Here is a 10,157-nt window from a genome sequence, read left to right as displayed (position 1 = left end):
CCATAATAGTATTTTGTAGGATTTGTATTTACTAAATTAAAGTTAGTAAGGTGCCATTCTGCTATATTTACATTTGGATGGTCTTTAACGTAATCTTTAACAGTAATCCTATGATTTGGTTCTACTACCAATTTTACTTCGTTAGAGTCGTATCCAAACGGAATTATGTATGCTTTTAAGGTCTGCTTATCAAATGGGAATTTCTCAAGTTGCATAGGTGTTTCAAGATGTAGTGTTCGTTGTTCTGTATATACAACATTTCCATCAGGATAAATTTTTATTTGTCTTGCTTTTATTTGAGGAGACCCAACTTCATTTATTATTGATATTTGAGGTTTCCACCCTTCAAAAATTTCATCATATTGAAAGTCTCCTTGATATAAAATGTAAGGAGTTTTTTCTTCATTTGCATTAAACTTTAATCTTGGATCATTCCATCTGAATTTGAAAATAACATCAATTTGTAATTGCTCATTAACTTCATCTAAGCTTTGTATATCAGTAATGAATGCAGAAGTCTTTACAATTGTAGGTTCTTGTGGAGGAATACTGCCATATCCGAACATATTTTTATAATAAGCTAAAGATATAAGTAGTAAAAAAAATAATTTTAAAAGATTATTGTTAAGCATGATTACTAACTGTTTTTATTCTTTATAGATATTTTACTAAACTAGTATATTTAAACCAAATTTTGATCAATATTAATTAATAAATATATTTTTGTATTTAATAGAATATGATTAATTGAATAATGTTGATTATTATATTGATAAAAGGCTTCATGATAGTAAACAATAAATTAGATCCGTTAAATGGGATTAAAACTAAAGCAAACAAAATATAAAAGCCATATTTTTGTAAATTACTATACTTATATGCTATGGCTTTAGGTAAAAAAGAAGCTACTATTTTACTACCATCAAGAGGAGGGATTGGTAGAAGATTTAGGATCATAAGCACAATATTAATCATTACGCCGTAAAAAGCCATTCCTTGTATATAGGGATATGAAGTTATATATTTTGCTATTATTGCCCATATTATTGCCATTAAAAAATTCGCTAGAGGGCCAGCAATGGCTACAAGAGCAATATCAAGTCTAGGATTTTTTAAGTTGCTATAATTTATTGGGACTGGTTTAGCCCAACCAAAAATAAAAGGAAATCCGGAAGCTAAAGATCCTATCAGCATTAACCCTGGTACTATGATAGTTCCAATTAAATCTATATGAGAGACTGGGTTTAAACTAACTCTTCCCAATTTATATGCAGTATTATCACCTCTATATTTTGCAATATAACCATGCGCAGCTTCATGTATTGTTATTGCAAATACTAATGGGATTATAGCCATTAGAGATGTTATTAAAATATGGTTAAGATCCATACGACATGTTTTAGAAATTTTAATTTTGCAATTATAGTTACTAGACGTATAAATATAAAGCTAAATAATTAAATTAATAAAAAAATCTAGAATGGTGCATATAAATACTTAATATTTAATATTTAGTGTGGTATAAATTTAAGTGTAGCCTAATTAATATTGAGTTTAATTAGATTTTATTAAATTTGTAAGGAGTGTTTCTATGAAAAAAATAATAACTGTAATTTTGGTATCTTGTGTACTAGCTTCATGTGTCTCTACATATGAGCCTGTACCAGCAGATAAACAATCTCAACAATAAAATGAGGAGACCATTATGAGAAAAAATATTCTTAGAGTAACAGTTATGACAATACTTTCAGTGATTTTGATGTCTTGTGTTGTCAAGCATGAGTGTCCAACTAAATTAGATGCAAATGGCAATAAGTATATGGACAGAAATGCCTGTGCACAAAATACATATTTACTAGGATTTATTCCGTTAGGTTAGATTCTTGGAGGAATAAAATGATGACACTTAAATTTTTTTTGACAGTATTTTCTTAAGATTTCTTTAAAAAGGTGTGTTCTATAAATTATAAGATTTTATCAATAAAATTAAACTTCTAAATTTGCTGTATAAAAGGCTTGTTGCAGATAATAAAGTAGGTGATATACTATCTGTGGGGGTCGATTTGTGTTTCATTTTATTTATAGGAGACTCGTTATATGGCAAATCAATATTCGGGAAATTTTGAACAAATTGTAAAAAATAGATTCAACTGTTCAGCAAAAGAAGTTTTGTTAAAATGTCAAAGAGAAGGCTTAAGTTATCAGGAAGCTGAAAAGGTTCTGGGATTTAAGCACGTAACTATTAGAAAGTGGGCGAAGAGATTTGATATTAAGTTGCCAGCTAGGTTTAGGTTTGATGAAGATCGTTTTGGTCAAAGCAAAGAGATTGCTTATGTGAATGAGTGTAAGTCAAATAACATTAATAAGGCTAATATCTTTAGTCGTTGTTGGATAAATATGAATCTCTATTCAGCAATCAAAGCTAAATCCTGATTAACAGAAATTTCTGTATTATTTTCGCTTTGGCAAAATGTTATGCTGTCATTAGGAGTTAAGATGATAACTGTTGAGCCAAAGTTAAACCAGCCAAGTGTATCTCCTTTTTTGAATTCTATATTAAAGTTGTCACTGTTGTAATCCCAAGTTTGTACATCTCTATAGTAGCTTGGGGCTACTTTGCCGTGCCAAACTGTTTCGATACCGGCAACAAGTAAAGCACCTACAAAAATCACTGCAACTTCACCAATTTCTGTATTGAAGTAACAAACTAATCTCTCATTTTTTGCAAATAAATTATCAACATTTTTTGCAGTAGTTTGGTTTACAGAAAAAAGCTTACCAGGTATATAAACCATTTTTGTGAGCTTGCCATCGATAGGCATATGGACTCTATGATAATCTTTGGGAGATAGGTATATAGTTGCAAATTTTGTGAAATTGGTTGTTGAACTATCAGCTATTAGTGCCTTTAATGTATAAGTTTTTCCCTTAGCTTGAATTAAACTGCCATTAGTAATATTTCCAAACTCACTTAGAACGCCATCTGCAGGAGAGGAGATAACTTTTTTATCTGAAGATATAGGTCTTAATCCATCTTTTAATTCTCTTATGAAGAAGTTGTTAAAAGAAGAATATTTGTTTATATCAGTTTCTTTAGCCTCATCTATATTGATTTTAAATTTTTTTATGGCTAAATTTATTAGATAATTTTTTAGATGTCTATTTTTTGATTCTGCTAATCTACTAACTAGTCTCGATGTTAAAGAATGAGGGATTATATATTGTAGAAATATAAAAAGTTTATCTTTCATTGATCTTTTACTCTTGAAGCTTTTATTATTATTAGTATAGCACTGTGTTATAATGTTTAGTTAATTTAATTAGCTAGTTACTATATATTTGTAGATGAAAAAAAGTTTCCAAATTTTCATTTTAGTGAGTCTTGGTTTGTTGTTACAAAACTGTGCAACTAATGATGTAGATAATGATTTCACTGCTGAAAGTCTTTCTAATGAGAGCTTTAGCTGGGATATATTTAGAAATAGGAAGTATGAGTATGCTAAAGTTCAGGTTAAAGAAGAGCCTTCTTTGATAATTCCTACAGGTTTAAATGGTGAAAAAATCAAACCAGCTTTAAAGCTTCCTGATGGTGATGATAAGTACGCTAGGTCACAAGTTCCTAAAGCATATCAGCAGATGTTACCTCCAAATTATACAGTCAAGTTTGATATGGCTAAAATAATAAGTGATCAGATATCAAAAGTTTCCATAAGTGTTGTTTATGATGATTCTGGATCTTTGAAACTTGTATTTAGAGAGCCACTATCTATAACCATAAATTTACTAGATGACTATTTCAAAGATCATCCTAATAGTTATACCGTAACATCTGAGAAAGATGAAGTGTTATCGGGACATTTGATTACAGTTAAAGATGCTCAAAAAGATAGAATATTTGTTATTAAGGCACGTAAAATTGATGAGCTCTCTAGTTTGGTTAAGATAAATGCTGTCTTTACTGGAGATGGTCAGTCTCAAGCACCTGACCATATTTCAGAAGGTGTTAGATTACTAAGTGATATTCGTAAAGAATTAAATAATACCGAATTAAAAAGCGATAATAATCTAGAAATTGCTAAAAAAGCAGAGTTGGATATGGCGGCTTCTGAAGCTAATGCGAGTAAAGGGCAGTCAAGTTTAGGAGGATTGTTAGGTTCTGCTAAGAAGAGCAAGTTCGGTTTTGGTTCATATGATAGGACTATTGATAAATCTATACAGCAAGATGAGACAGACCAGATTCAAAATCAGATGAAAGATTATACTAAAATTACTGCGCCATCCGACAATAGTGTCTACGATAGTCAAGCACAAGCACAAGAGTTAAATACATAGGTGATAGAATATGTATGATATTTCAGTTTTTATCGGAAGATTTCAGCCTTTTCATAGGGGGCATCTGCATAACATATTAGTAGCTTTGGAAAATAGTAAGAAAGTTATTATAAACGTAGGAAGTTCATTTAATGCTCCAAATATAAAAAATCCATTTTCATTTGAATTTAGAAGGCAGATGATTATTGAGGACTTAAAGGTAGCGGGCGTTGATTTAAGTTTAGTTGAAATTGAACCACTAGCAGATTATTTCTATCAAGAGCAAAAATGGGAAGAGTCTTTACGTCAAAATGTCTATAAGTACGCTAGGCTAGATGAAACTATAGCTATTGTTGGACATATTAAGGATGACTCTAGCTATTATATTAAGAGTTTTCCAGAGTGGGGATATATACCAGTAGATAATTATAAAAATTATAATGCCACAGAGTTTAGAAAATATTTTTATAAAGGTAAAATTCTTGATGAGTATATGTGTAGTCCAGCACCAAATCAGGGAACATTTAAGTTATTAAATGCTTTTATGCAAAGCGTAACATATCAAGATCTGGTTGCTGAAAATAGCTATGTTATAGATTATAAATATTCATGGAGAAATGCGCCATATAAACCAAATCTAGTTACTGTAGATGCTCTAGTTATAGTAAATAATTATATTCTTCTTGTTCAAAGAAAAGGCTTTCCCGGTAAGGGATTATGGGCATTGCCAGGTGGATTTTTGGAGTGTGATGAAACTATATCTCAAGCAATAATAAGAGAGTTGTTTGAAGAAACAAATATAGATCTTAGTATTGAACAATTATCTTTGGCAAAAAGATGTGAAAAAGTTTTTGACTATCCAGGTCGTTCTGTTCGAGGAAGAACAATAAGTCATGTTGGAGTTTTTATATTTGAAGAATGGCCTGATTTACCTAGCATTTACGCAGCAGATGATGCTAGAGATGTTAAATGGTTAAATTTTGATTTAATTAACAGAAAGATATATGATAGCATGTTAGAAGATCATTATCAGATTATTAATTTTCTTTTAGAAGAGTATTGCTAAAAACTTAAGGAGTTTTGGTATGAGTTTAGCCGTTGTTATTTTAGCTGCTGGGAAGGGTTCTAGAATGAATTCAAATAAACCTAAGGTTCTGCAAACACTTGCTGGTAAAACGTTGATTAGGCATGTGTTAAGCCGTGTTGAGCCTCTTAATCCAGACAATATTATTGTTGTTACTGGACATCTTAAGGAAATGGTTGAAGCTGATTTGGCAGATAAAAAAGTTACATTTGTCGAACAAAAGGAACAGTTGGGGACAGGTCATGCTGTTTTGCAGGCTTTGCCATATATTAAAGAAGATAAGGTTCTAATTTTATATGGAGATGTGCCTCTGATTTCTACTGATGTGCTTGCTAATTTGATTAAGTCTGCGAGTGATGATTTAGCTGTGTTAACTGCTATTGTCGATAACCCTACTGGTCTGGGACGTATTGTAAGAGATAAATTTGGAGCAGTAAGCGACATAGTAGAAGAAAAGGATGCTACAGATGGTCAGCGCCAAATTAAAGAAATAAATACAGGAATGTATTGTGTTGCTAAAAGTCACCTTGATGACTGGTTGCCTAACTTAGGTAATACTAATGTACAAGGTGAGTATTATCTTACAGATATAGTAGCAATGGCAAGAGAGGATAATATCTCTATAACAGTAACTCACCCTGTTGAAGAATTTGAAATACAAGGTGTTAATGATAGAGTTCAACTCGCACAACTTGAAAGACAGTGGCAGAAACACATAGCTGAAGTGATAATGTCAAAAGGAGTTAGTGTTGCGGATCCTAATAGAATAGATGTACGCGGTAAACTCGAGGTTGGCAAAGATTGCTGGTTAGATATTAATGTGATAATTAAAGGACATGTTAAACTAGGTAATAATGTCGTGATTGGAGCAAACTGTATTCTAAAAAACTGTACTATAGAAGATAATGTTAAAATAAAGGCTAATAGTATGGTTGACGGATCTATTATCCGTGAAGGAGCTATTGTTGGGCCTTTCGCTAGAGTTAGACCAGAATGCGATGTCAAAGAAGGAGCTGTTATTGGAAACTTTGTTGAAGCAAAAAAAACTATTTTAGGAAGGGGATCAAAAGCTTCTCATTTGACATATTTGGGTGATAGTGAAATCGGAGCTAATTGTAATATTGGAGCAGGTGTAATAACTTGTAATTATGATGGAGTTAATAAGCATAAAACAACAATAGGAGATTATGCTTTTATTGGATCTGATTCACAACTAATAGCTCCTGTTAATATAGGTTCTGGTGCAACTATTGGTGCGGGGTCAACTATAGTCAGTGATGTTCCAGCAGATAATCTTGCTATTTCAAGAGCAAGACAACGTCATATTGATACATGGCAGAGACCTGTTAAGAAGTAAGTTAAATATAAAGATAAGGGTATATATTATGTGTGGAATAGTAGGTGCCAACTCTACAAGGAATATTACAAATATTTTAATTGAAGGTTTGAAAAAACTTGAGTATCGTGGCTATGATTCTGCTGGTTTGGCAGTCATAGACAATCATAATCAAATAGATATGTGTAAAGAAGTGGGTAAGGTTGTTGAATTAGAAAATGCTGTTAATGATTTATCAGATTTCAAAGGTAATATAGGCATTGCCCATACTAGGTGGGCTACTCATGGTAAACCTTCTAAAGAAAATTCTCATCCACATGCTTCGGAAAAATTTTGCATAGTTCATAATGGCGTAATTGAGAATTTTGCTGAATTAAAAAAGTCATTAGTTGATGAGGGTTATCACTTTAAATCAGACACAGATACTGAAGTTGTCGCGCATCTGTTAGATAGAGAATGGAATGATTCTAAATCTATTATTGAGAATATCAAAACTATAATTAAGCTTTTAAAAGGAGCATACGCCTTAGCAATAATTTCACAGAAGTTTTCTGATAAGATTGTGGCTGTGCGTTCAGGCTCTCCTCTAGTTATAGGGGTGGGTATTGATGAGAATTTTATTTCATCTGATACATTATCGTTATTACCAGTTACTAATAGATTCTCTTATCTTGATGAGGGCGATATAGCTATCATATCTAAGCAGGGTGTTGAAGTCTTTGACAGTAAAGGAATACCTAAAAATTTAGAAGTTGAAGAATATAACTATTCATCTTCAAGTGCTACTAAAGACGGTTATAAGCACTATATGCTTAAAGAGATATATGAGCAACCAGAGGCTATTTCAAATACAATTTTAGCATCATTAAAAGATGATAATGAAATCACATTAGAAAATTTTGATAATAGAGCAAAAGAGTTATTTGAGAAAACTAAGCATATTTGTATAGTCGCATGTGGTACAAGTTATAATGCTGGTATGACAGCTAAATACTGGATAGAAAAGTATGCAAAAATACCATGTAGTGTTGAGATTGCAAGTGAGCTTAGATATCGAGATAATGTTGTTGTAGATGGTTCATTATTTGTCAGTATATCTCAGTCAGGTGAGACAGCGGATACTCTAGAATCACTTAGAAAAAGTAAAAAGCAAGGTTATGCTGGAAGCATGTGTATATGTAATGTACCAAATAGCTCTTTAGTTAGAGAGTCTGATATTGCATTTATGACAAAAGCAGGTGTTGAGATAGGTGTTGCATCTACCAAGGCATTTACTACTCAGCTAATAGCATTAGCAATATTTACATTAGCGATGGCTAAGCTTAGAAATAGTCTAACAGATACAGAGATTGCAAAATACACACAAGAGCTAAAAAATACTCGAGCTTTAGTTATGGGTGCTTTAAAACTTGACCCTGAAATAGATGAAATAAGTGGGTACTTCTCGGATAAGGAACATACAATATTTCTTGGAAGAGGATTATATTTCCCTATAGCTATAGAAGGCGCTTTAAAGCTTAAAGAGATATCATATATTCATGCAGAAGCTTATCCTTCTGGAGAGTTAAAGCATGGACCGCTAGCTTTAGTTGATAAAAATATGCCAATAGTTGCTATGGTACCTAATGATGATTTATTGGACAAAACTCTTTCTAATCTTCAAGAAGTTCACGCTAGAGGTGGAAAGCTAATTCTTTTTGTAGATAAGGCAATAAAAGATAAAGTTAGCTTTGATAATAGTATTGTCTTGGAATTAGATGGTGGACATGATTTTAGTGCGCCAATAGTATTTACAATACCACTCCAGCTTTTATCGTATCATGTAGCTATTATCAAAGGGACAGATGTCGATCAACCTCGAAACCTAGCTAAGTCTGTTACTGTAGAATAGTGATGCTGTAAATTCTGATAGCATTCCCTAAATTATTTTATATAAAAGGTATTCATTATGGATTTTAATAAATCTTTGTCATCTGAAAATATTAGACTTGAAATAATGACTAGTAGGGATTTTGATAGGTTGTACAATGTAGCTAAAGATCCTGAAATATGGGCTCAGCATAATGATAAATCACGTAGTCAAGTAGATGGGTTTAAAAAGTATTTTGATGATGGTTTAAAAAATTCTCAAAATTGTTATCTGATTTTTCATAATAAAGAACTTGTTGGTTCTACTAGATACTATGAGTATGACTGTATTAAAAAATCAATAAAAATAGGTTATACATTCTATGCTAAAGAATATTGGGGTACAGAGCTTAATAAAAAGGTTAAAAAACTAATGCTAGACTATGCCTTTGAATCAGTCGAAAATGTACTTTTTGATGTTTGGTATAAAAACATTCGTTCGCAAAAATCTGTGTCCAAATTAGGAGCTAAACTTTGTGAGAATGATACTTCTCGTGAAAGACTAGTTTTTATATTAAATAAAAAAGATTGGGAAAATTTAAGAAATAATTAGATGTAAGCTCTTCTTTGAGCTATTCTAGCTCTTTTGATAGCTTGACGTTTTGCTATCTTTCTTTTTTCAGTTGGCTTTACGTAGTGCTGTCTATCTCTAAGCTCTTGCTTGATACCAGCTTTTTCGCAAGCACGTTTGAAGTTTCTTAGGCTTATGTCAAATGGTTTGCGCTCGTCTACTCTAATACTTGGCATTATAGTACCTCAATATTTATAGCTTCAGGGCCTTTTCTACCTTCTTGAGTTTCAAAAGTAACTTGTTGACCTTCAGCAAGTGTTTCGCCATTAAGTTTTGAAATATGTACAAATACATCTTTACCACCATTCTCAGGAGTGATGAAACCAAATCCTTTTTGATCGTTGAAAAACTTTACTGTACCTTGTGATTTATTATCCATTTTTATTCTCTTTAGTTATTTGTTTAGTTAGTTCTAGCACATTACTGCTAATTATTGTATGGATTTATGAAATGACAATTTAAGAGATTAAGCAAAAACTGAAATTAAATAGTCAGAGAAACTTACTCATAAAGATTCTCTCGTTCCTTACTGTATAGATTGTATTATAAAATAGTGCTAAAAGATACAATTTAGAATAAAATATTTAAAACTCACTAAGTACATCTGAAGTAGTATTTAGTCTAGCTTAGATCTTTTAGCTTGCAGAAGATCTTTTGCACTTGACCATTGATGTACTCGAGGTTCTAGATTTTTGATTTTTTTATCAAATTCTGCCTCAAGATTTATATCGTATAGATTAGCAATTTCAAGAACACATACCAAAACATCAGTTAATTCTGATTTGATTTTTTCATTATCTAAAGTTTCTTCGTAAATTTCTTTTTGCATGATTTCATTAGCTAGTTCACCGACTTCTTCTGTAAGAGCAATAAAGCTAGCTAATCTTGGATGAGATATGTCTTTAAAAAGCTTGTCTATAGTTTGTTGAGCTTCTTTGATTTGCATG

General features: G+C 31.7%; 13 protein-coding genes (1 of these 13 only partly in view). 7 read left to right on the top strand and 6 right to left on the bottom strand.

The window, feature by feature from the left end; translation table 11 throughout:
* Window positions 1–566: the 5' portion of a ligand-gated ion channel gene (locus tag F7308_RS09300; protein ID WP_408610306.1), read on the bottom strand. It extends 430 nt beyond the left edge of the window; the window shows 566 of its 996 coding nt (coding positions 1–566); its start codon is at window positions 564–566; its stop codon lies beyond the left edge, outside the window.
* Window positions 567–729: 163 nt separating this feature from the next.
* Complete coding sequence (locus tag F7308_RS09295) at window positions 730–1,389, bottom strand: site-2 protease family protein (RefSeq protein ID WP_013923619.1); 660 nt, start codon at window positions 1,387–1,389, stop codon at window positions 730–732.
* Between the two features lie 316 nt (window positions 1,390–1,705).
* On the opposite strand from F7308_RS09295, the gene F7308_RS10225 reads away from it, so the two are divergent.
* Window positions 1,706–1,879 (top strand): hypothetical protein, encoded by a 174-nt coding sequence (locus F7308_RS10225; protein WP_013923618.1) that lies wholly within the window; start codon window positions 1,706–1,708, stop codon window positions 1,877–1,879.
* Window positions 1,880–2,097: 218 nt separating this feature from the next.
* Window positions 2,098–2,433 carry a transcriptional regulator FevR gene (gene fevR / locus F7308_RS09290; RefSeq protein ID WP_013923617.1) on the top strand — a complete coding sequence of 112 codons (336 nt, stop codon included), beginning with the start codon at window positions 2,098–2,100 and terminating at the stop codon, window positions 2,431–2,433.
* Here fevR and asd read toward each other — a convergent pair.
* Complete coding sequence (asd, locus tag F7308_RS09285; RefSeq protein ID WP_013923616.1) at window positions 2,406–3,251, bottom strand: archaetidylserine decarboxylase; 846 nt, start codon at window positions 3,249–3,251, stop codon at window positions 2,406–2,408. The two genes, fevR and asd, sit on opposite strands and share 28 nt — an antisense overlap.
* A gap of 94 nt (window positions 3,252–3,345) precedes the next feature.
* On the opposite strand from asd, the gene F7308_RS09280 reads away from it, so the two are divergent.
* Genes F7308_RS09280 through F7308_RS09260 form a run of 5 tightly spaced genes read left to right on the top strand, consistent with a single transcriptional unit; the run spans window position 3,346 to window position 9,192 of the window.
* Entirely contained in the window at window positions 3,346–4,332 is a 987-nt protein-coding gene (locus F7308_RS09280; RefSeq protein WP_041263841.1) for a hypothetical protein, read from the top strand.
* A 10-nt stretch (window positions 4,333–4,342) separates the two neighbouring features.
* The gene (locus F7308_RS09275) at window positions 4,343–5,377 is read left to right on the top strand and encodes a bifunctional nicotinamide-nucleotide adenylyltransferase/Nudix hydroxylase (RefSeq protein ID WP_013923614.1); all 1,035 of its coding nucleotides are present in this window, start codon (window positions 4,343–4,345) and stop codon (window positions 5,375–5,377) included.
* Window positions 5,378–5,396: 19 nt separating this feature from the next.
* On the top strand, window positions 5,397–6,752 hold the full coding sequence (gene glmU, locus F7308_RS09270; protein WP_013923613.1) for a bifunctional UDP-N-acetylglucosamine diphosphorylase/glucosamine-1-phosphate N-acetyltransferase GlmU: 1,356 nt from the start codon (window positions 5,397–5,399) through the stop codon (window positions 6,750–6,752).
* A gap of 28 nt (window positions 6,753–6,780) precedes the next feature.
* Window positions 6,781–8,622 (top strand): glutamine--fructose-6-phosphate transaminase (isomerizing), encoded by a 1,842-nt coding sequence (glmS, locus tag F7308_RS09265; RefSeq protein WP_013923612.1) that lies wholly within the window; start codon window positions 6,781–6,783, stop codon window positions 8,620–8,622.
* 57 nt (window positions 8,623–8,679) lie between these two features.
* A complete protein-coding gene (locus F7308_RS09260; protein WP_013923611.1) occupies window positions 8,680–9,192 on the top strand; it encodes a GNAT family N-acetyltransferase in 513 nt (170 codons plus the stop codon).
* On the opposite strand, the gene rpsU is transcribed toward F7308_RS09260, so the two are convergent.
* The 3 genes from rpsU to F7308_RS09245 all read right to left on the bottom strand — a co-directional run bounded on the left by rpsU (window position 9,189) and on the right by F7308_RS09245 (window position 10,156).
* Window positions 9,189–9,386: a 30S ribosomal protein S21 gene (rpsU, locus tag F7308_RS09255; RefSeq protein WP_013923610.1), complete on the bottom strand. Its 198-nt coding sequence runs from the start codon at window positions 9,384–9,386 to the stop codon at window positions 9,189–9,191. The two genes, F7308_RS09260 and rpsU, sit on opposite strands and share 4 nt — an antisense overlap.
* Window positions 9,386–9,589 carry a cold-shock protein gene (locus F7308_RS09250; protein WP_004286368.1) on the bottom strand — a complete coding sequence of 68 codons (204 nt, stop codon included), beginning with the start codon at window positions 9,587–9,589 and terminating at the stop codon, window positions 9,386–9,388. Before F7308_RS09250 ends, rpsU begins: the two co-directional genes overlap by 1 nt.
* A 237-nt stretch (window positions 9,590–9,826) precedes the next feature.
* A complete protein-coding gene (locus tag F7308_RS09245) occupies window positions 9,827–10,156 on the bottom strand; it encodes a MazG nucleotide pyrophosphohydrolase domain-containing protein (RefSeq protein ID WP_013923609.1) in 330 nt (109 codons plus the stop codon).
* Between the last annotated feature and the right edge of the window lies 1 nt (window position 10,157).

It is taken from the genome of Francisella salina (assembly GCF_000219045.1).
GTDB classification, from domain to species: domain Bacteria; phylum Pseudomonadota; class Gammaproteobacteria; order Francisellales; family Francisellaceae; genus Francisella; species Francisella salimarina.
This window is presented reverse-complemented; position numbering and strand designations above follow the sequence as displayed.

What these genes read in the sequence shown, in the direction of transcription:
- F7308_RS09295 (WP_013923619.1), bottom strand. Translation starts at nt 1,389, where the DNA reads ATGGATCTTAACCATATTTTAATAACATCTCTAATGGCTATAATCCCA.
- F7308_RS10225 (WP_013923618.1), top strand. Translation starts at nt 1,706, where the DNA reads ATGAGAAAAAATATTCTTAGAGTAACAGTTATGACAATACTTTCAGTG.
- fevR (WP_013923617.1), top strand. Translation starts at nt 2,098, where the DNA reads ATGGCAAATCAATATTCGGGAAATTTTGAACAAATTGTAAAAAATAGA.
- asd (WP_013923616.1), bottom strand. Translation starts at nt 3,251, where the DNA reads ATGAAAGATAAACTTTTTATATTTCTACAATATATAATCCCTCATTCT.
- F7308_RS09280 (WP_041263841.1), top strand. Translation starts at nt 3,346, where the DNA reads ATGAAAAAAAGTTTCCAAATTTTCATTTTAGTGAGTCTTGGTTTGTTG.
- F7308_RS09275 (WP_013923614.1), top strand. Translation starts at nt 4,343, where the DNA reads ATGTATGATATTTCAGTTTTTATCGGAAGATTTCAGCCTTTTCATAGG.
- glmU (WP_013923613.1), top strand. Translation starts at nt 5,397, where the DNA reads ATGAGTTTAGCCGTTGTTATTTTAGCTGCTGGGAAGGGTTCTAGAATG.
- glmS (WP_013923612.1), top strand. Translation starts at nt 6,781, where the DNA reads ATGTGTGGAATAGTAGGTGCCAACTCTACAAGGAATATTACAAATATT.
- F7308_RS09260 (WP_013923611.1), top strand. Translation starts at nt 8,680, where the DNA reads ATGGATTTTAATAAATCTTTGTCATCTGAAAATATTAGACTTGAAATA.
- rpsU (WP_013923610.1), bottom strand. Translation starts at nt 9,386, where the DNA reads ATGCCAAGTATTAGAGTAGACGAGCGCAAACCATTTGACATAAGCCTA.
- F7308_RS09250 (WP_004286368.1), bottom strand. Translation starts at nt 9,589, where the DNA reads ATGGATAATAAATCACAAGGTACAGTAAAGTTTTTCAACGATCAAAAA.
- F7308_RS09245 (WP_013923609.1), bottom strand. Translation starts at nt 10,156, where the DNA reads ATGCAAATCAAAGAAGCTCAACAAACTATAGACAAGCTTTTTAAAGAC.